The following is a 19238-nucleotide window of genomic DNA, read 5'->3' as shown; positions in this document are numbered from 1 at the left end:
AGTGCTCAACCACACCCGAAAAAAGGGAACCCGTTAAGGTAGTGGCTTAACATGTGATGTTTGGTGATGAATGTGGACAATTTAAGGCGAGAGGCGGGGATTGTTCTGTTGTCGGCGCATAAAAACTAATTTCCCTGACCAAAAGACTAGGTTGGCAAACGGAAAGCCGTGCCATCTTGGTTAAAATAATATGCATTCCACCTAAAGAAGTTACATGAAGCGCGTCCACTGATTGCAAAAAAACGGAAACAATGCCCGATTATTGCCCCATTTTGTCCAAATATAGTGCGTACCAAACTTCTAACGCTCGGCCACAAGAACGCCGAGCTACCCTACATATACACCTATAGGCCAAACCAAGTGCCATCACTTAAAGGCTTGTATTTTTGAAGAAAAACAGAGGAGATCGCCGTGAAAATGGTCACTATTGGCACCATCAAGCGCTTTTTAAAGACGACCACTATTCTTGGGGCGTTGCAGTTTCCTGCAGTTGCTCTTGCCTCTGAAGTTACTCTTCAATCCTCCGACGGTACGTTAAAATTCGTCGGTGAGCTTATCGAATTTAAAGATGGCAAATACATCCTCAGCACGAATCTTGGTGACATTGCAATTGGCGCCGAAGGTGTGGTGTGTGAAGGCGAGGCCTGCCCGACCATTGAAGCCCCGGCAGAAGAAGTAGCCGCTGCTGAAAGTACTCCTGCCGACTTCAAAGGTGGTCCAGTTTCGCTTCAATCATTTGATGGCGCGCTAAAGTTTGAGGGCAACCTGATCGCCATTGAAAACGGCAACTATATTGTCCGCACACAGCTGGGTGACCTTCAGATCGCGACCGACAGTGTGACCTGCGTCGGAGGGGGGTGCCCGCAAGTGGTTGTGGAATCCCTCGAGCCAACGGAAACCGTTCCCGAGAACATCAAGATTGATGCTGATGACCCCCGCGTGACCCTGACGTCTTTTGACGGAAACCTGAAATTCGTTGGTGATCTTATTGAAGTGACCAATGGCAAATACGTCATCAAAACTAATCTTGGCGAACTTCGCGTAAGTGCAAGTACCGTGAAATGCGAAGGTCCCGCCTGTCCCACGATCGGCTCGCAGATTATCGAGGTCGACAGCGCAGACAGCACTGAAAGCAATACGCGTGATGACACCCCAATCGAGATCAGCTTTACGATTTCCGGTCCCGACCTGATCGGTTCGAAAATGATGCCGCTATTGATCAGTGGTTACGCAGCCTCGAAAGGCGCGGTTGTGGAAGTCACCGACAGCGCAGATCAGGATGGCAAAGTGGCTAGCCTGATCTCTGACGGTGGAAATGGCGAGCGCATGGGATCCTATCTGATCGCCCCTGCTTCGTCCCAGCGTGCCATTCAAGATCTTGGAAATGGTCAGTCGCAGATTGCGATGTCCGCACGACACGCCCTGCCCTCCGAAGTCGCGTCGTTCTCGGTAGCAGGTGCCGGGGATCTGGTCAGCGCAGACCAAGAGCATTTGATTGCCCTCGATAACTTGGTGATCGTGACCCACCCGGATAATCCCATTGGGCAGATCTCTATGGACAGCCTTGGCGCGATTTACGGCGGCATCATCACCGACTGGGCGCAAGTTGGCGGTCAAGGCGGCTCGATCAAAGTTGTCTCGCAAGGTGCCGGGTCAGATTCGCGCGATTTCTTCGAAGATCACGTCTTTGAAGGACGCGGAACAGCTTCCGGAAGCAACCAAGCTGTCGCCGAAAGCGCTGCCGATGTGGTTGCCATGATCAAGGACGATCCAAGCGCCATTGGTTATGTCAGCTATGCCAGCCTGGACGGGTTGAAGCCCCTGTCGCTGGTCAGCGAGTGCGGAATCACATCTTCTCCGGACGCATTCTCGGCCAAGACGGAAGAATACTCGCTTGGGCGCCGCCTGTATCTCTATAACCGCGCAGACAACTTGAATGCTGACGCCAAGCAGATCCTCGATTTTGCGACCTCGGAAGAGGCGGACGCTCTGATCGCTCAGGCAGGTCTGGTGAACCTCGATGTAGCGCGCCGCGTTCAAAGCTCGTCTGACGCACGTGTCGCGGCCTTGCAAAACACCAAATTCCCGAACACCGAGGCGGGTGTTGTCAACGCCATGCTGGATGCGATCGGCAAATACGACCGTCTGTCGACCACATTCCGCTTCGGCACAGGGTCGGCGCGTCTTGACGAGAAAGCCCGCGGAGAACTGCCGCGTCTGGTACAATACCTGAAGGACCTGCCCACTGGATCGGACGTTGTTCTTGTCGGTTTCGCAGATTCTGTCGGTGCGTTTGGTCGCAACCAATCCCTGTCTGTGACCCGCGCGAACCAAGCCCGCAGCGAAGTTGAAGCGGCGGCTAGAAATGGCGAGCTAAACGACCTGAACATCAAGGTGATGGGCTTCGGTGAAATCGCGCCCTCTTCTTGTAATGATACGGATGGCGGTCGCGCACTTAACCGCCGTGTTGAAATCTGGGTCAGCAAGTAATCTTACGGGATGAACGAACGGGAAGAGCCTTGAAGTATTTCAAGGCTCTTTTCGTTTCTCTTGATACGCTGCGGTCTATCGGGATCTATCTTGCAAGACTTGCTATCGCCTCACCAGGCTGGAAGCTTATCGCATCCACGCCTGTGCGGGATCTTCTTCACAATAGATACGAAGATGATCGATATCATCAATTTTGGCGCGGTTCTGCTTGACCTGAACCCCCTCGTCTTTCAGCCGGGCAAAAGCGCGGCTAAGGCTTTCGGGCTTCATACCAAGACGTCCCGCGATCAGGATCTTGTCGTAGGGAAGCACGACTTCGCATGCGCCTGTCTTGCACTCGGCAAGCTCACAAAGAAACTCGGCGACCCTCTGAGCACCGGTGCGGGCTTTCAGAGCTTCAATCTGAGAAACGAGATTGTGCAAGTGCACAAAAGTTGCCGACAACAGTGAAATTGCGGTTTCGGGTGTTTCCCGGATGCGACGAAGATAATCCTCGGCATCAATCCGCAAGAGCGTGCATTGCGTCACAGCTTCAGATGACACTGGATAGACATCGCCCTGAAAGGCCAGTGCTTCGCCAAAACTGCGTCCTTTGGTAAACACGCCCACGACAGCTTCGGCGCCGCTTGGCGCAATGCGATAAAGCTTTGCCCAGCCATCGACAACGATGAAGATAGCGGTCGCCCGTTCACCCTGCAAAAAGACTGTCTGACCGCGGTCGTACTTCGTCACGCTGGCGCGCGAGAGCAATGCCTCGGCGTCATCCGCCGGCATACTGCGTAACAGCAAAGACTGATGCGCCACCGCCTTATGCTCTGGCTGCATTTCTAGCTCCCCAAGCTTGAGATATTTATGGATACGCCGTTCCACGACAGCATTGCAACCAGCCAAAACAGAACGTCAGGCTGGTGCAATAGTCCGTTAGACCACTTTCGGCTGGCCCCACAAGAGCTAATTGAGCGTTGGTCTAGGCCTGCTCAAGATACTCCAAACGGGCCCCGTTAAAGGCCTGAATAATGCCAGCAGACCGATCAGCGGGCACAAGACAAAGCGCGGTGGACAGCCCGTCGGCAAGAACAGCACGAGGCGCGGAAACCGAGGCGATCTTAGCGCGGGCGCGTGCACCTGTTGGGGTCAGGATATGACAGTGTTCCGACCCGATGGTCATCGCATTAGGGACAGACGTTGCAACGGCCCGGTCTTGCGCGGTTAACCGGTGCACGAGCGTGCCATCGGGCAATGCCACGCCAATGTTCCAAGGGCCGTTTGGGCCGTTTCCGACAGCTGCAATTTCACCCATGTCGACCAGTACATTTTGAAGGCCATGGCTTTTCAGAAGGTCGACAACGGCATCTGTTATCGCACCTTGCGCAATGCCGTTCAGGGTCAACGCCCCTTCATCAGGAAGGCGAACCTTGCTTGTGTCAAAGCGTACACGCAACCAGCCGACTGCTTGCTTGGCACGCGAAACCTCGTCTGCTTCTTTGTTCAGCGCAATGGCGCGCCACAACGGCTGAATGCTGGGATCAAATGCGCCGTCGCTTGCAGAGTGCAGTGCGCTGCACAGGCTAAGGACGGACAGAAGCTCGGGCGAAGGCGCTGACAACTGCCCATCCCGGTTCAAGCGGACAAGCTCTGACGAGTCTTGGTACAGGCTGAAGATCGCCTCTAGTCGCGTCAATTCGGCCTCAACCGCAGCAAAAATTGGCTGCGCCTCGGCATCGTTCAAGCCAGCCAATTGCATCGATACAGGCCCGCCCAACGCCCGCCCAGTCCAGCGCGCAACCGAAGCGGCCGCAGCCGCGCCCGGCAGCGCCATGGCAGCTGCTGTGATGGTCAAGAACCGACGGCGATCAAAGCGTGTCATGATGGGGTCTCCAAGGTGAGCGAAAGGTCGACAGGGGCCAAAACGGCATCGTCAGGGATTGCATCCAGCAGCAAAACCTCGCCGCCATAGGTTTCAACAAACGCGGTGGCAGCTTCAGGATTCACGAAGGGCACGATTTCGGGGGCACCCATACCGCCTGCAACCGGAGCTCCGACCACGAAGCTGGCCTCGCCAACGGGGATCCAGTTCGAAATGCCCGGTTCCGACCAACTTGGGGCCGCCCCCATATCGCTGACATAGACAGCCGTGATCTCGGCGTCCCGCTCGGGGCTTTTCAGATATGCCATAAGGTCGCGCACCTGTGCGAAAAACAGCGGGGCGGGATGGCCCTCCAAGTGGATTTGCCCCTTGGGTCCGCCATGCTCCGCGATGTTCATCTGACAGAAATAGCTCAGCGCTTGTTCGGTCAGATCGGCAGGTGGAGGAGGCGCTTTCGCCTCGTCTTCATTGCAGGCAGCCAGCGTCAGAGCCGCGAGAAGGATCAGGCGCTTCATGGCTCAACCCTCTTGAATGCGGCGCGGGCCAGAAGGAAGGCAATCACTGGCCAGACGACCAATGATGCAGGCGCGGCCCAGGCGGGCAAGGTCTGTGCAGCGCCGGCCATGCCAGACGCCAGCGCAACGCCGTCAGAGGCTGCGATGTTCCAAACCCGGAACGCATCCGCCGGGTTGGCCACCATCAGCCACGGGAAAATCGAGCGGGTGAAGTTTCCGCCGCCGTCCATCACCACCGCGCCCAGAAGACCAAGGTCATAAAGTACGACGAACACCAACCACAGGCCTGCCGACAGGCCAGCAGCAGCGGTCGCGCTGCGCGACAGGGCGGAGACGAGGTAACCAAGCCCAAGGAACACCGCGCCCAGCAGGATCGAGGTGGCGATCAGACGGGCCAGAGCGATCAGACTGTCAGCCCCTGCCCCACCGGACCAAGCGGCAATCGCGCCAGCCGATCCGAAGCCAACCGTCATGGCAAAACCCAAGGCTGCCAGATGCGCTGCGAACTTGCCCAGCAAGATTTCACCGCGCCCGGCAGGATAGGATAAAAGCAGCGACAGGCTGCCGCGTTCAGCTTCGCCAGCGATGGCATCAAAACTGATCATCAGCGCCAGAAGAGGCGCAAGGTAAACGGACAGCGTCGTCATCGACGTGACCGAGATGGTCAGCATATCAACGCCCAGCGTGCCCGTTGGGGCGCTGCCTGCAAAGGTCAGCGCCAGCGCGAAAAGCACCATCACGATGGTCGCCATCAAAAGCCACCGATTGCGGCGTAGGATCAGCATCTCGGTTGCAGCGATGGACAGGAAACGGGTCATTGTATCCCCTCCTTGGCGTAGTAGCGATAGAGGTCTTCAAGCCTCGGCGGTGTCATTTCAATGTCAGCCACAGCGTCACCCATCGCGGCCACGTCACGTAACCGAGCCATCTTTTGGTCAGGGGCGCAGAGGACCTCGACCGAGGCGCCGTTGATACGCGTACCGCCCATCGTCTCGGCGATTTGATCGGCATGGGTGCCGGTCGCGCGGATGCGCAATTTGGTTGGCAGACCAGCTTGGGTTGAAAGAGCCTCTAGCGTGTCATCGGCCACTTTCACACCCTTGCGCAGAATGGCGATGCGGTCAGTGCGCGCCTCGACCTCGGTCAGGGCATGGCTGGCGATCAGAACGGCGCTGCCCTGTGCGGCCAGCTCGTCGATGATCGCATAAAGATCTTGCCGCGAGATCGGATCAAGACCGCTTGTCGGTTCATCCAGCAACGCCACTTTTGGCTGGCCCAAAAGCACTTGAGCCAGCCCCAGACGTTGGCGCATCCCTTTGGAATAGGCGCCAATCCGGCGGTCCATGGCATCGCCCAGACCAACGCGATCCAGCAGGCCAGGAATATCCGCACCCTGCCCATCAAGCCGGGCAAACAGCGTCAATTGCTCACGACCAGTCAGGGCAGGATGGAAGCTGACCGCTTCGGGAAGGTAGGCGGTCAACCGTCGGGCCCGCGCCGAACCGGGTCGCGCACCGTCGATGCTTACCCGGCCAGACGTGAGGGGTGTCAGGCCCAGAATTGTTTTGATCAGGGTCGATTTCCCGGCCCCGTTGTGACCCAGAAGCGCCACGCGCTCGCCGGGGTTTACGGTCAGGGAAACATCATCCAGAACGGTCGCTTTGCCGCGATCTTTCCGGACGTTTTCAATAGTCAGTGCGTTATCCGTCATGGGGCACCTTTGCGATCGCAGGCGGTTTCGGAGCCTGCATAAGTGGGTGAGAATCCACCACCCCGCCCGGTAGTAGCGCGGGGAAAGCGGATTGAGACCAGCGCACCAGCTGAACAGCCGGCGAGCCAAGAAGCATTTTTGCGGCAGGTTGGGTCCACAGCACGTGATCCATGCTGTCATTGGGGCGATAGGGCGCGTCGGCCACGCCGTCTCCGTCCACGTCAAACGCGGCGAAGTCGGACCAGTGGTTGCCCTGCCCGTCCTCGGACCATTCGACCCATTTGGTCGACACGTATTTCACCTGCGTGCGATTGCCGATGAAGCTGTTGCCAACGATCCGGTTGTCATCGGACCCGGCAGTGAAGTGAATGCCAATCCCGCAGCCCTGAAACCAGTTGCCCGAGAAGTCATTTTTGTTCGAGTTGTAAAGGAACGTGCATTTTTCAGTCGCGTTCTTCACATAGTTTCCGGTGATCACGCTGCGGTTGGCATAGTTCAGCATGACCCCGTGATCTCGATCGTTGATCGAGACATTGTCGGCCACCTTCACGCGGGTCGAGAACATGACCGCATAGCCAAGGTGGTTGCCTATTGAAACATTCCCCGACACTTCGGTGTTGTCTGCATACATATAGTGCACGGCGAAACGCAGGTCGCGGAACGTGTTGTTACGGAAGATGTTCTTCTTCGACGAGTTGACGAAAATACCATCGCGGCCCCAACGGACTTCGTTGCCTTCGACAATCGCGCCGGGCGCGTTCCAGACGTAAATCCCATTGCCACGCGCATTCATGCGGCGATCTTGGCGCCCTTCAATCCTGTTGTTTGAGACCAGCGCATCATCCGCGCCGTGAACATCGATTCCGTAAAGGTTGCCCAGAAGCACGTTGTTGCGAATGATCGGGGCGTCGGCGGTTTTCAGAAGCTGAATGCCGCTGTCGATGCCGTCATGTTCAGACCCGGACCCGATCACGGTCAGCCCTTCAACGGTCACGTTGTCACCGGTCACGGTGATCACACTGCCGTTGCCCTGCCCATCAATCGTGGCCCTGCCGCCGCCATCAAGCGTCACGGGTTTGTCCAGAACGACATTTTCAAAGTAGGTCCCGGGCCGCAGGCGAAGCGTGTCGCCTTCTGCGGCCCGAGCCAGTGTTTCAGCAATGGCCCCTGCCCTGTTGGGCACATCCCAATCCGCCGCCTGCGATGGGAAGGCAGATAGGATCAGTCCAAGTGTCAGGAGCCACCGCATGTCTTACGCCTCGCGGGGTTCTACGAACATCCGGCCGCGCATCTCCATGTGGAGCGCATGGCAGAACCACTGGCAATAGAACCAGTGAACACCCGGACGGTCAGCAACGAACGTCACGGACGCGGTTGCCTGCGGTGCGACTTCCATGGCGACACCAAAGTTGGCCATGCAGAACCCGTGGGTCACGTCGTCCACGTCATCAAGGTTGGTCACGTAAACCGTAACTTCGTCACCCTGCTTCACAGTGAACTTCTCCATCGAGAAGGTCGGCGCGACCGAGTACATGTAGACGCGGACTTTGGTGGGATCGTCCTTGTCACGGATGATCTCGTCATGTCCGTCTTCCAAGTTGACGCCATCGGCTTCGGCTTGTTTACGGGCGTCTTCCCATGTCACATCGTTACGATCCCAAACGTTGACCGGGTTCACGATGTCGCGGCGAACGATGATTGAATCGTGCGGCTCGGCGAAAGTCGGACCGTCATGGACCACTTTCATCTTGTCACCCGAGATATCAATCAGCTGCTCGTTCTCTGGCTTCAGAGGTCCAACATTCAGGAAGCGGTCTTTCGAGAACTTGTTCATCGAAATCAGCCACTGGCCATCAGCATCCGCAGTTTCACCCATCGAGGTCGAGTTGTGGCCCGGCTGATAGTGCACGTCCACTTTGTCAACGATCGGATCAACGTCGTCGCCAGCATAAGCTTGGATCGCCTTGGCGATGTCCCACTTCACAACCTGGCTGTCCAAGAACAGCGTGGTGTAGGCATTGCCGCGGTTATCAAACGCAGTGTGTAGCGGTCCAAGACCCAGTTCGGGCTCGGCCACGATGCACGAACGCTCGTCCGCACCTGCAAAGACATCATCCAGTTTGGTTACGTCGATCACCGAAACAGTGGGCGACAGTTTACCATTGATCATGATGTGCTGTTTGTCAGGGGCAGCGTTTACGCCGTGTGGCGAGTTCGGGATCGGAATGTAGCGGGTGTAGTTTTTGTTCTGACCTTTGCGGCCATCCACAACTTTCACGCCGTTCAGTTCCTGATAGTCGCCGCTTTCAATCGCTTTCTCGATTTCCTTCAGGTTGAACACTACAACGTGGTCCAGCTCGTTCTCGGTCATCTCGGGCAGGGTCATCCCCATTTCCGAGTTGTACGAGGTCGAGAAGGCGTATTTGCCCTGATAGTCACAATCGGTGTTATCAAGGTTGCCCGAAACGATCACCTGCCACGCCACTTTCATCTCGTCGCCATCAATGGCGGTGAAGATGTTCACGTACTGCTCTGGTTCGTCCAGGATTTTGCCGTCGTTGACCAGCGGTGCTTCGTGCTCGCCGTTGGCGAAGACATAGCCTGTGCGCGGGAATTTCTGCGGACGCAGGCCGTGAATGTCCATTGCGTTCGGGATCTCGATGATCTTGTCGCATTTCATCACGTCACAACGTACACGAGCCACACGCGTGTTGGCTTTGTCATTCATGAACAGATAGCGACCGTCATAAGTGCCGTCTGTGAAGGACATGTGTGGGTGGTGCAAATCGCCGTTGTCATAGGTGACTTTGTTGTTTGACGCGAGGTACTGCTTGGTTTCAGGCAGAAGACCTTCGGTCAGAATTTTCAGCGATTCATTCGTCTGACCCCAACCAGTTGCCGAGCAACGGTTGAAAACAGGCACACGCATAAATTCACGCATGGACGGTACGCCCAGAATGCGCAGCTCGCCGGTTTGGCCCGAAGACCAGAAGCCATAGTAGTCGTCCAGCTCGCCCGGTTCCAGGCTTGCATTCGCGGCGGCACTTGCCTCCTTCGCGGTCATCAGTGTAGCGCCCAGTCCGGTACCGGCGAAGACCGCGCCCGTAGCGGTGGCCCCCAGCATGCCCCGGCGGGTCATCGAGAGTTTGTCATTCGTGTCAGTCATTGTGTTTCCTCCTTAGGAACTGTCGTTCTTTTGGCGTTAGGATGGTTCGCCGGTGGTTTCTTTGACGGAATATTCAGGTCCGCCACGCCGGTCTTGGCCCGCCGCTTAAGCGTGCGGATGACCACCGGACATTTGTCGGCCGACTGATACAGAACCTGACAATGCAGGCAGTCGACACATTCGTTAGGATTGATTTCGCCCGTCGGGTGAATGGCCTGAACGGGGCATTCGTTGCGGCAGGTCTGACAGGGATGGCCGCAATCGTGATAGCGCTTGAGCCAGTCAAACATGCGGATGCGCGCAGGGATCGCCAGGGCTCCGCCCAGTGGGCAAAGGTAGCGGCAATAGAAGCGCTCGACGAACAGTCCAGCGATCAAAAGCAGGACGGCAAAGACCACGAAGGGCCATTCGCGCACGAACTTCAGGATGATCGCGGTCTTGAAGGGCTCGACCTCGGCATAAGTTTCGGCCAGTGGGATCGAGACCATGGACAGCCCGAAAAGTCCGAAGAAGATCATGTATTTGACCGGCCACAGGCGCTCATGCAGGCCCCAAGGCAGGGTCCATTGCGGAATTTTCAGCGCTCGTGCGGCTTTGTTCAGAAGCTCCTGCAACGCACCGAAGGGGCACAGCCAGCCACAATAGGCACCCCGGCCCCAGAAGATCAGGGCGGCAGCCACGGCAAACCATTGGATGAAGACCAGTGGGTCCATCAAGAAGGCATCCCATGTGAAGCCAGACCGCAGGCTGCCAGCCAGCGCCATCAGGTTTACGATGGACAATTGCGCGTTCGCGTACCAGCCAAGGAAGACCAGCGTGAAGGTCAGATACCCGATGCGGAACCAATAGAAGGCGCGCGCATTGCGGGTTGCATGGAACTGAAAGAAGAACGCGCCGGTCAGGACCAGAAGCATTGCGCCAAGGATGCCAATCTCGACCGTTTTGTCTTTCCAGATGCGTTTCCACAGCGCAGATTTGGCAGCGGCTTCGGCTTCCGCGTCATCAACAATGGGCGCGACGGCGGCAACCGGCATCAGGAAACGCTCGGGCAATTTATAGCCCAGGTCGAAGGTCAGGAAGGCCCGTTCAAGGGCACCGATCGAGCGCTGTGCCAGCAATTGCAGGCGAAACGGCTCTGCGGGATTGAACTCGGCTTCGGCGGGGATTTTGAACAGGTCAAGCTCGGCAAAGCTGGGGCTGTCTGTAGTCGCCAGATCGCCCAACCGGCGTTGCTGTTTATCAAAGAAGCGGACCGAGTTATCGCCTTGGATCAACTGGATACGGTCAAAGATACCACCGCGCACATACCCAGATCCCTTGAAGCTGTAAGCGCCACGGCCCAGCAGAAGGATCGCATGCTCGCCCTCGTCCAACCATTCAATCAGGTTCGCATATTCGGCCTCGCCCAGCAGCGATTTGCCGATCGAAGGAACGGACACCACCGCCATGTGCATGTCGATGAACGTGTCCTCGGGCGCACCACGCTCGGGGCGTGCGATGGCTTTCGGGTCGCCGGTGGCCTCGAACGCGGCGTTGATCTGGCCAATGTCGAGCGTCAATCGACGCACCGATCCGTCGCCAGACAAGGTCGTCCAGTCCGAGATGGCCTCGTTCGTCAGATCAATCTCGCGTTTTGGGCCTTCTGCCTGGCGGGGCGACAACCCTCCCAGCCCCAGCGCACGTGCCACTTTGATGCCGCCGCGTACAAGGCTGTCATCAATCACCATGATGGTGACGGTCGCGCCCGAGATAATATCAAGGTCGTGGGCATCGCCGCCAGACGCGGCCTCGGCTTTCAGGTCCAACCCGGCATAGCCTTCGGTCAGCTTTACCATTTTCGAGTTGGGAATGCCGATCAGAACAATGGGTTCCGAGTGCTCCACCAGCTTGACACCGGTCAGAACAGCATCGGGATCAATAGCAGCAACGACGTGAATGGGTTTGCCAGAATACCCCGTCGTGCCCACGTAGTCTGAGGTCAGGAAGGCATAGGCGATCACCTCGCCGCCCTTCAGGATCGGGGCAACGGGCACGTCCTCGCGGATCGGTCCAAACGCATCAGCGCCGGGGGCCAATTCAGCAGGTGTCAGGTCTGGCAGGAATTTGGCAAGGCTGTCCGCCTTCGCCGTATCGGTCATGACCCCGGACAGGATCAGGACAAGGGCACAGAGCCAAGAGTAGATTGCGCGCTTTATGATCACAGCGCACCTCCTTTAAGATGAGGGGTTGCTGTGAATGCGCCACGCGCGGCGCAATTCGGTTTTTCAGTTTTCGCGGCTGGAGGTCCACGGGTTTCGGGCCAAGCTCGTTCTTGGTCCAGACCAACAGTTTGGGTGTGCATAATAGTTGATTGAGTCAATCCGGACCGGTCAAAGCACCGTCCGTCCTGTTCGTGAGAGATACCCGTCATCGAAGATGCGCAGATTCCGCAGTTGGTGCAGTCCTCACAGCATTTTCGGTCGTTCTCTGGATCTGCTTCACCGCCGCTCAGATCGACCTGCACATACGCGCCATCGTCCTCTGCGCAAATCTCAATCCAAGTCATGTTGCTGGCGTGACTGAGTGAAGCGGTAAACGGCTGCAACACCAGCGCCATAACCCCCAACAGTGACAGGAATGCACGAAAAGACAGACGACCCTTTCGGTCACCTGACATAGTCTTTTCAATCCTTTGGCTGCGGAAATACATCCATGGCCCCTGTTGATGGTTCCACGGAACAATGCGGTGAGTCCGAGGGCGTCTCCTTGACGAAAGTCAACCGTATCGCTGTTCAGCATATTGTCGTGCCAATGACGCGATCGACCTTGACTGGGAACGCCAAGCTCATCCCGAAACGACGCTGGTCGTCTTCATGATTGTTGTGATTATCGGTCAGATTTCTGCTGGCCTTCCGATCGAAGGCCTGCCCGGTGCGGCGGCCAAAATGGCGACCTCAAAGCCGCACAAGACGGGCAGCAGGAAGACGGCACGAAGCCCGTCAGGCTTCGTCTTCCGCCTTGTCGATCAATCCGCGCATCCATTTCCCGGCGATCCACGCAAAAGGTACGCCAAGCACCACACCTCCGATGATGGATTGCACCGGTGTCAGCGCGCTAAGCCCGATGGCTTGGGTCATGAGGGTCAGGAAAAACAAGTTTACGGCCGCCGCGCCTGCCGCAAGTGGGTAAAGCACAACGGCCAGCAGCCAGACTGGCCAACGACCCGATCTGTCTGGCAATTCATCCGTCACTTGCGAAACACCGATTTCTGCACAGCGATCAGCGCAATGATCATTGCGACCGCCGCACCGGCCAGCCAAAAGGTCGCGCCTCCGACATCGTGGGTGTGCCCGTCAACAACAGCTTCGCGCAGCGGGGTTTTGTCGTGATGTGCCATCGCGGGGGATGCGACGACCATGATCCAAACTGCAATTTTCAAAGCGTTCATGATGAAACTCCTGTCAAGTTCGACCCCACGGGTAACAAGCCAAGCGGGCCTAGGCCTTGACCAACATCAAGCACTCTACATCGCCAGCGGAAGCGCATAGATCAGCGCAGCCACCCCCAGAAACCCGACCAGAAACGCCGTGAATCCGCCCTGAAAGCTGGGGGCCGCACGCAGGCCCAGATAATCTGACAGGATCACTCGGGCCTTCAGGCCGGACAGTACAAGGACGGTCAGGACAAAGACGGGACCGGCTTCGGGCAAGACACCCGCGAAGACGGTGGTGACAAAGCTTAGGCTAATCAGCAGGATAAGGGCGCGGGTTAGGATCGATGTTGTCATCAGTGCACCAGATAGATGATCGGAAACAGCAGCACCCAAACCAAATCAACCATGTGCCAGAAGGCGGCGCCCGCCTCCAGATTGCGTGGCGTATCCCAACGCATCAACAGCGCAAAGATCACCAGCCCCGCTACGACGTGCAGGGCGTGAAAACCGGTCAGAAGATAGTAGAATGTGAAGAAATCGCTGGTCTCGATCCCGATCCCGTGGCGCGCTTTCTCAGCATACTCGATCCATTTGACGATCAGGAAAACGAGGCCAAGCGCCATCGCGCCGGACAGCCATGCCCGCATGGGACGTGCAGACTGCACTGCGCGCGCGGCGCAATATCCGCTGGAAACCAGAACGATCGTGTTCACGCCTCCCGCCACGCGGTTAAGCGCGGCTTGGTCAGCCGCAAAACCCACCGGATCCATCGCCCGCATCCCCAGAAAGGCCAAAAGCCCCGCGCCGAACACCAAAAGCTCCGAAACGATCAGAACCCAGATCATCAGATCGCCGGGAAGCTCGTCCAGAACAGAAGCCTGATCGCTCATGCGCCACCCGTAATCTGGCGATAGATCTCAGGCAGAGCAGCCGTCAGTTTTGTGGGGTCTGGCACGATCGAAAACCCATCTGTTCCAAAGATACGTTGCACCCAGCCCTGCCCTTTCTGATCAACTACAACGCCATGCACCGCATGCCCTTTTCGGCGGGCTTCGCGTACAGCCATGCGGCTGTCTTCAATCCCGTGCCGTCCTTCGTAGTGGTCCAAATCATTGGGCTTGCCGTCGGTGATGACCAACAGCAAACGGCGCGTGTTTGGACGGTCGTCCAGCTCTGCCGTCGCGTGGCGCATGGCGGCGCCGAGCCGTGTATAGAATGCAGGGGTCAGCCCACCGATCCGTGCTTCAACACGTGGGCCCATCTTTTCGTCGAAGCCTTTGCATTCTTGAACATACACACGGTCGCGTTTCAGGGACGAAAACGCATGGATTGCGAAGTCATCCCCACAAGCGTTCAGTCCCCACGACAAAGCGGTCAGAGCCTCGCGCTCGACATCAATAACATTGCGATCACCGATCGAGGCTTCTGTTGATCGCGAGATATCCATCAGGACCGAAATCGCCAAATCCCGCTCCATCACACGGGCAGCGCGATAAACGCGGTCGCTGGACCGGCCCGTGGCTTTCAATTCGACCTGAGCGGCGATGGCGGCCTCAAGGTCCAGTTCATCGCCGTCCATCTGGCGTGGCAGGATCACGCGTTTGGGGCGCAAGGCCTCGAACTGGCGTTTCACCGCGCGGATGCGGCGTTCGGTGGCGGGATCGTGTTCCAGCGCCTCAACCTCATCTGCTACGCTCGCCAGAACGCGTGCATGGGCAGGAATATGGGCACCTTTCCGGTGATCCCATTCTGGATAGAGAAACTTGCCGGATAAACGTTCCCGTTCCGCATCTTCCGGAGACAAATCTAGGTGGAACTTCAATCGCGTGGCAGTCTTTTTGGACAATTGCCCCAGCGCCAGCTCGTCCTGATCTTCGGCGGCACGGCGGGCGTTGTCTTCGTCATCATCTTCGACCCGACGGTTCATGTTTAGGCTTTCAACCCAACTGAAAATCGCCTCGAACTTGTGCAGGATCAGGCTGTCGCGCCGTTCAGCCAAATCACTGTCAGAGCGGCGTGCCGCCTTGGTGCCCTGGGCCTCGTCCCCCGGCCCCTGCCCTTGTTCTTCGCTTTCCGGCAGACGGTCTGCCGCGGCGCGCTTGGCCATCGGGCGCAAGTCAGGCCACATCGGCACCGGGCGAAACGGTCGATAGCCGTTTGGCGCGCGCAGATGATCCATATCCGCATCTGGCTGACGGATCAGCGCCACGAACGCGCGATCAAGCGTGCCCTTGGGTTCCGGGCCACCCAGCAGATGGTCAATCGCACCCTCAATTGCCGCTTCATATTTCGGCAGCATCGCGTCAGGCCGGGTTTCCCGACAGGCCCCGACAAGGGTTTCATAGAACCCGCGCAGGCCGGGGCAGTCCTTCAACGTTGTCTGCGTCATTGCGATCGACGCCTGCAGCGCGCGCAAATCAGCGCGCAATGGGTCTTGATCGATAACAGGTTCGGGCGCATGCGCCACCGATGCGACCAACCAAAAGTAGAGCGCTGCATTGGCTTCGCGCGCTGGGAACTCGGCGATCGTTTCAGGCAAGCGCAGAGCTTCGCCATCAAAACTGGGACGCGCTTCGCGTTCGCGCCACGTGCCCAAGGCACGGCGGAAGGAAAGTCGGTGGTTTGAGACTTGCAGCGTCGCCGGCTTGATCTCGGCTGCATGAGACCCGCCAAGCCCTCGGAAGAAGACGCCCAGACGGCCCGAGATTTCTTCGAGCGACACAGCGGTTTCGTCATGGGTGCTGCGCGCATCAAGGCCGCTGGCGTACTTGTGCCAGATTTTGCCAACGGTTTCTTCGGGCTCAAAGGGGTCGAAAACACGTTCGGACATGGGGAACCTCGGGTATCGGGCTAGCGTCCAGAGTTGAATGCGTTTGCGACCGACCCGTTGGCCGGTCGCAACAAAGCGTTAGCCATAGATCGCGGTGACAAGGTCCATAAGACCCCGCTTGACGTCTTCATCGTCAGACAGAGGCTCGATCATCGCCGCGCGGATTGCACGATCAACGGACATGCCGTCCTCGATCAGCGTGGCGCAATAGATCACAAGACGTGTAGAGACGCCCTCTTCCAGATCTTGCCCTTTCAGGCCGCGCAGTTTGTTTGCCAGCCGAACAAGGGACGTTGTCCGGCTGACATCCAGCCCGCTTTCACGTGTCACAATCTCAATCTCGCGGTCGTGGGTAGGGAAATCGAAATCGATCGAAAGAAAACGCTGGCGGGTTGAGGGTTTCAGTGTCTTCAGGATGTTCTGATACCCAGGGTTATATGATGCGACGAGCATGAAGCCGGGAGCGGCCTCGATCTCTTCGCCGGTCTTGTCGAGCGGCAGGATGCGACGATCGTCGGTCAACGGGTGCAGAACAACGGTAACGTCCTTGCGGGCTTCGACCACTTCGTCCAGATAACAAATCGCGCCTTCGCGCACAGCGCGCGTCAAAGGACCATCCACCCAAACCGTTTCGCCGCCCTTCAGAAGATAGCGACCGACAAGGTCAGCTGCGGACAGGTCATCGTGGCAAGCGACAGTATAAAGAGGGCGCCCAAGACGGACCGCCATATGCGAGACAAAGCGGGTCTTACCGCAACCGGTCGGGCCTTTCAAAAGCAGCGGCAGCCCATGGCGTTCAGCGGCTTCGAAGATATCGCATTCGTCAGAAACGGGCGCGTAGAAGGGGGCCCGAGCCCCCCCCATGTTTTTATCTGCGGTTTTTTCAGCGGCAGCCATATCAGGCACCTTCGCTTTCAGCACCGCGCGCAATCACTTCACGACGTGGGGCCAATTGCGCGTAGATGAACAAGATAGCGCCAATGACGACACACAGTCCCGACCCCCAACGCATGATGAAGAACAGGTGCAGACCTTCTTGGATCTCCATGAAGTTCTCGCCCAGCACACGTTGCATATGGGTCTGAATGGTACCGGCAAAAGTCAGGACGAATGTCATGAACGCCATACCGCCGGTCATCAGCCAGAAGCTTACCATGTTGAGAACCTGATTGTACGGGTCGCGGCCCGTCAGGATCGGCATGGCATAGGTGATGATCGCAAGGTTCACCGACACATAGGCACCAAAGAAGGCCAAGTGACCGTGGGCGGCCGTGATCTGCGTGCCGTGGGTGTAGTAGTTCACACCGTGCAGCGTATGCAGGAAGCCCCAGACACCCGCACCAAAGAAGGCGACAGTTGCGGCACCCAATGCCCAAAGCAATGCTGCTTTGTTCGGGTGGTCACGTTTGCCCTTCCAGACCATGACGAAGCTGAAGCTCATCATTGCGAAGAACGGGATGACTTCCAGCGATGAGAAGATCGACCCGATCCACTGCCAGTAGCCCGGCAAACCGATCCAGTAATAGTGGTGGCCCGTACCCAGAATGCCCGAGAACAGCGCGGTCGCGACGATGATATAGAGCCATTTTTCAATGACCTCACGGTCCACACCGGTCAGTTTCAGAAGCAGATAGGCAAGAATGGATGCCATCACCAGCTCCCAAGTGCCTTCGACCCACAGGTGGACGATGTACCACCAGAACATTTTATCAAGCGCAAGGTTCGATGGGTTGTAGAAGGCAAACAGGAATAGCAGCACCAGACCCCAAAGGCCCAGAAGCAGCACGTTCGTGATCGCAGTCTTACGACCTTTCAGAACCGTCATCGTGATGTTGAACAGGAAGATCAGCGCCGCAACAACGATGCCTAGCTTCACCCAAACGGGTTGTTCAATGAACTCGCGACCTTCTTTGCCCAGAAACCAGTTTCCGGGGAACAGGTCGAACGTGTAAGTTACAACCACGCCCAACGTGCCGACCAAAAGGATGATCAGCTGAAGGTAGGCAAGCAGCGGTGAATGGATCTCACGCTCGGCTTCTTCCGGTACAAGGAAGTAGGCCGCGCCAAAGAACCCTAGAAGCAACCACACAATCAAAGAGTTTGTGTGCAGCATGCGAACGATGTTGAACGGCAGCAGCTCGGACAGGAAGTTCGGGCTGACATAGATCCAACCTGCCAAAAGGCCACCCAGCACCTGCACGGCGAAAATCGCCATTGCTGCCAGGAAGTACCAATAGGCAATTTTTTGTGTTTGGTATTTCATGTCTTGTCTCCTCGTCCGGCCTTAGCCCGCCTCGTTCGGCGGCCAGCCCTGCGCGTCGATCGTATTCACCCAACGGAAAAACTCCGCCAGATCGCGAATATCTTCGTCGCTCAGGTTGAAATTCGGCATCTGACGACGCCCTTCGATGCCGGTTGGCTGTGCTTCCATCCAACCTTTCAACACTTCGAAAGCGTCTTCAGGTTCGTCTTGCACGCCCCAACGGGTCATTACGTTTTGCAGTTCGGGGGCGAAGTAAGCACCTTCTCCCATCAATGTGTGGCAGTTGATGCAGGCGTTCTTTTCCCACACATGTTTGCCACGGGCGACACTGTCCGTCAGTGGTGCATTTGCCGTCGACTGGGTCACCACATAGCGAACCGAATGCGCCGACAAGAGCAAAAAAACCACGATGAAGAACAGCGATCCGCCATAGAACACGTTACGTGCCATGGTCTTAGTCATGACTTCTCGCATATCGGCCTCCAGCTCAGTTATCCAATTGTCTGGTTAACCGAGCGGCCCCGCCAACCGCTTGACAAATGTTAAGGAGGTTGGGTTTTCATGAGATTGGTGGGGCTGACAGACGAATTCGAGGTCGCCTTAGCTGGGCTAGTCAGGCCAGCACCGCAATCGCTCCACGCGTTTCTTCCAAATCTCAGCTGCGAACAGGGGACCAAACCGACGCCACCAGTATCGTACCGCTTCATGGCTGACATCAACGCCACGCTCGTGCAGAAGACCCTCTACTTTTCGAAGCGACAGTTGAAATCTGACGTACAACAGAACAGCCAAGCGGATGATCTCGGGACTGGATTCTAAAGCTACGGAAAGGGAGCGTTTGGACATGGCGGAACGCTGTGTCAGCGCCTGCTTGCCTCAAGCTAGTTTCTTCTGACCGAACCCAATATAGTTTTCACTGGCAAAGACGCACCGCAGGCTTTTTCCTGTTCAGTCTGTCGAAGGAGTACGATCTCAGAAGGTCGT

18 protein-coding genes and 1 pseudogene are annotated in these 19238 nt (G+C 57.2%); 1 reads left to right on the top strand and 18 read right to left on the bottom strand.

Annotation, left to right across the window (positions count from 1 at the left end):
* The first annotated feature begins 417 nt into the window (after nucleotides 1-417).
* The gene (locus tag ALP8811_RS05485; protein WP_245924640.1) at nucleotides 418-2490 is read left to right on the top strand and encodes a phosphate ABC transporter substrate-binding/OmpA family protein; all 2073 of its coding nucleotides are present in this window, start codon (nucleotides 418-420) and stop codon (nucleotides 2488-2490) included.
* 126 nt (nucleotides 2491-2616) lie between these two features.
* On the opposite strand, the gene ALP8811_RS05480 is transcribed toward ALP8811_RS05485, so the two are convergent.
* The 18 genes and pseudogenes from ALP8811_RS05480 to ALP8811_RS16425 all read right to left on the bottom strand — a co-directional run.
* Nucleotides 2617-3264 carry a Crp/Fnr family transcriptional regulator gene (locus ALP8811_RS05480; RefSeq protein WP_306418710.1) on the bottom strand — a complete coding sequence of 216 codons (648 nt, stop codon included), beginning with the start codon at nucleotides 3262-3264 and terminating at the stop codon, nucleotides 2617-2619.
* A 193-nt stretch (nucleotides 3265-3457) separates the two neighbouring features.
* Nucleotides 3458-4357 (bottom strand): FAD:protein FMN transferase, encoded by a 900-nt coding sequence (locus ALP8811_RS05475; RefSeq protein WP_108856141.1) that lies wholly within the window; start codon nucleotides 4355-4357, stop codon nucleotides 3458-3460.
* Nucleotides 4354-4872: a nitrous oxide reductase accessory protein NosL gene (locus ALP8811_RS05470; protein ID WP_108856140.1), complete on the bottom strand. Its 519-nt coding sequence runs from the start codon at nucleotides 4870-4872 to the stop codon at nucleotides 4354-4356. The genes ALP8811_RS05475 and ALP8811_RS05470 overlap by 4 nt, the downstream gene beginning before the upstream one ends.
* The gene (locus ALP8811_RS05465) at nucleotides 4869-5690 is read right to left on the bottom strand and encodes an ABC transporter permease (RefSeq protein ID WP_108856139.1); all 822 of its coding nucleotides are present in this window, start codon (nucleotides 5688-5690) and stop codon (nucleotides 4869-4871) included. The genes ALP8811_RS05470 and ALP8811_RS05465 overlap by 4 nt, the downstream gene beginning before the upstream one ends.
* A complete protein-coding gene (locus ALP8811_RS05460) occupies nucleotides 5687-6583 on the bottom strand; it encodes an ABC transporter ATP-binding protein (RefSeq protein ID WP_108856138.1) in 897 nt (298 codons plus the stop codon). The genes ALP8811_RS05465 and ALP8811_RS05460 overlap by 4 nt, the downstream gene beginning before the upstream one ends.
* Nucleotides 6573-7832, bottom strand: coding sequence for a nitrous oxide reductase family maturation protein NosD (locus ALP8811_RS05455; protein WP_108856137.1), 1260 nt, complete (start codon nucleotides 7830-7832; stop codon nucleotides 6573-6575). Before ALP8811_RS05455 ends, ALP8811_RS05460 begins: the two co-directional genes overlap by 11 nt.
* A 3-nt stretch (nucleotides 7833-7835) precedes the next feature.
* Nucleotides 7836-9749: a TAT-dependent nitrous-oxide reductase gene (nosZ, locus tag ALP8811_RS05450; RefSeq protein WP_108856136.1), complete on the bottom strand. Its 1914-nt coding sequence runs from the start codon at nucleotides 9747-9749 to the stop codon at nucleotides 7836-7838.
* The gene (locus ALP8811_RS05445; protein ID WP_370738900.1) at nucleotides 9746-11887 is read right to left on the bottom strand and encodes a 4Fe-4S binding protein; all 2142 of its coding nucleotides are present in this window, start codon (nucleotides 11885-11887) and stop codon (nucleotides 9746-9748) included. The genes nosZ and ALP8811_RS05445 overlap by 4 nt, the downstream gene beginning before the upstream one ends.
* 59 nt (nucleotides 11888-11946) lie before the next feature.
* Entirely contained in the window at nucleotides 11947-12438 is a 492-nt protein-coding gene (locus tag ALP8811_RS05440) for a hypothetical protein (RefSeq protein ID WP_146183993.1), read from the bottom strand.
* Nucleotides 12439-12727: 289 nt separating this feature from the next.
* Nucleotides 12728-12979 carry a hypothetical protein gene (locus ALP8811_RS05435; RefSeq protein ID WP_245924575.1) on the bottom strand — a complete coding sequence of 84 codons (252 nt, stop codon included), beginning with the start codon at nucleotides 12977-12979 and terminating at the stop codon, nucleotides 12728-12730.
* The gene (locus tag ALP8811_RS05430) at nucleotides 12976-13176 is read right to left on the bottom strand and encodes a hypothetical protein (RefSeq protein ID WP_108856133.1); all 201 of its coding nucleotides are present in this window, start codon (nucleotides 13174-13176) and stop codon (nucleotides 12976-12978) included. Before ALP8811_RS05430 ends, ALP8811_RS05435 begins: the two co-directional genes overlap by 4 nt.
* A gap of 75 nt (nucleotides 13177-13251) precedes the next feature.
* Nucleotides 13252-13515, bottom strand: a complete 264-nt coding sequence (locus ALP8811_RS05425) for a hypothetical protein (protein ID WP_108856132.1) — start codon at nucleotides 13513-13515, stop codon at nucleotides 13252-13254.
* Nucleotides 13515-14051: a cytochrome c oxidase subunit 3 gene (locus ALP8811_RS05420; RefSeq protein WP_108856131.1), complete on the bottom strand. Its 537-nt coding sequence runs from the start codon at nucleotides 14049-14051 to the stop codon at nucleotides 13515-13517. Before ALP8811_RS05420 ends, ALP8811_RS05425 begins: the two co-directional genes overlap by 1 nt.
* Nucleotides 14048-15991 (bottom strand): nitric oxide reductase activation protein NorD, encoded by a 1944-nt coding sequence (locus ALP8811_RS05415; protein ID WP_108856130.1) that lies wholly within the window; start codon nucleotides 15989-15991, stop codon nucleotides 14048-14050. The genes ALP8811_RS05420 and ALP8811_RS05415 overlap by 4 nt, the downstream gene beginning before the upstream one ends.
* A gap of 78 nt (nucleotides 15992-16069) precedes the next feature.
* The gene (locus tag ALP8811_RS05410; protein ID WP_108856129.1) at nucleotides 16070-16888 is read right to left on the bottom strand and encodes a CbbQ/NirQ/NorQ/GpvN family protein; all 819 of its coding nucleotides are present in this window, start codon (nucleotides 16886-16888) and stop codon (nucleotides 16070-16072) included.
* 1 nt (nucleotide 16889) lies between these two features.
* Entirely contained in the window at nucleotides 16890-18254 is a 1365-nt protein-coding gene (locus tag ALP8811_RS05405; RefSeq protein WP_108856128.1) for a cbb3-type cytochrome c oxidase subunit I, read from the bottom strand.
* A 21-nt stretch (nucleotides 18255-18275) separates the two neighbouring features.
* On the bottom strand, nucleotides 18276-18728 hold the full coding sequence (locus tag ALP8811_RS05400; RefSeq protein ID WP_108856127.1) for a c-type cytochrome: 453 nt from the start codon (nucleotides 18726-18728) through the stop codon (nucleotides 18276-18278).
* 144 nt (nucleotides 18729-18872) lie between these two features.
* A pseudogene (locus ALP8811_RS16425) lies at nucleotides 18873-19100 on the bottom strand (IS6 family transposase); the annotation flags it as partial.
* Nucleotides 19101-19238 lie beyond the last annotated feature (138 nt).

The organism is Aliiroseovarius pelagivivens (assembly GCF_900302485.1).
Lineage (GTDB): Bacteria > Pseudomonadota > Alphaproteobacteria > Rhodobacterales > Rhodobacteraceae > Aliiroseovarius > Aliiroseovarius pelagivivens.
The sequence above is the reverse complement of the archived record's forward strand: the minus strand, read 5'-3'. Positions and strand labels throughout refer to the sequence as shown.

Excerpts from the sequence above, each read along its gene's own strand:
- ALP8811_RS05485 (WP_245924640.1), top strand. The coding sequence starts at position 418 with ATGGTCACTATTGGCACCATCAAGCGCTTTTTAAAGACGACCACTATT.
- ALP8811_RS05480 (WP_306418710.1), bottom strand. The coding sequence starts at position 3,264 with ATGCCGGCGGATGACGCCGAGGCATTGCTCTCGCGCGCCAGCGTGACG.
- ALP8811_RS05475 (WP_108856141.1), bottom strand. The coding sequence starts at position 4,357 with ATGACACGCTTTGATCGCCGTCGGTTCTTGACCATCACAGCAGCTGCC.
- ALP8811_RS05470 (WP_108856140.1), bottom strand. The coding sequence starts at position 4,872 with ATGAAGCGCCTGATCCTTCTCGCGGCTCTGACGCTGGCTGCCTGCAAT.
- ALP8811_RS05465 (WP_108856139.1), bottom strand. The coding sequence starts at position 5,690 with ATGACCCGTTTCCTGTCCATCGCTGCAACCGAGATGCTGATCCTACGC.
- ALP8811_RS05460 (WP_108856138.1), bottom strand. The coding sequence starts at position 6,583 with ATGACGGATAACGCACTGACTATTGAAAACGTCCGGAAAGATCGCGGC.
- ALP8811_RS05455 (WP_108856137.1), bottom strand. The coding sequence starts at position 7,832 with ATGCGGTGGCTCCTGACACTTGGACTGATCCTATCTGCCTTCCCATCG.
- nosZ (WP_108856136.1), bottom strand. The coding sequence starts at position 9,749 with ATGACTGACACGAATGACAAACTCTCGATGACCCGCCGGGGCATGCTG.
- ALP8811_RS05445 (WP_370738900.1), bottom strand. The coding sequence starts at position 11,887 with ATGACCGATACGGCGAAGGCGGACAGCCTTGCCAAATTCCTGCCAGAC.
- ALP8811_RS05440 (WP_146183993.1), bottom strand. The coding sequence starts at position 12,438 with ATGTATTTCCGCAGCCAAAGGATTGAAAAGACTATGTCAGGTGACCGA.
- ALP8811_RS05430 (WP_108856133.1), bottom strand. The coding sequence starts at position 13,176 with ATGAACGCTTTGAAAATTGCAGTTTGGATCATGGTCGTCGCATCCCCC.
- ALP8811_RS05425 (WP_108856132.1), bottom strand. The coding sequence starts at position 13,515 with ATGACAACATCGATCCTAACCCGCGCCCTTATCCTGCTGATTAGCCTA.
- ALP8811_RS05420 (WP_108856131.1), bottom strand. The coding sequence starts at position 14,051 with ATGAGCGATCAGGCTTCTGTTCTGGACGAGCTTCCCGGCGATCTGATG.
- ALP8811_RS05415 (WP_108856130.1), bottom strand. The coding sequence starts at position 15,991 with ATGTCCGAACGTGTTTTCGACCCCTTTGAGCCCGAAGAAACCGTTGGC.
- ALP8811_RS05410 (WP_108856129.1), bottom strand. The coding sequence starts at position 16,888 with ATGGCTGCCGCTGAAAAAACCGCAGATAAAAACATGGGGGGGGCTCGG.
- ALP8811_RS05405 (WP_108856128.1), bottom strand. The coding sequence starts at position 18,254 with ATGAAATACCAAACACAAAAAATTGCCTATTGGTACTTCCTGGCAGCA.
- ALP8811_RS05400 (WP_108856127.1), bottom strand. The coding sequence starts at position 18,728 with ATGCGAGAAGTCATGACTAAGACCATGGCACGTAACGTGTTCTATGGC.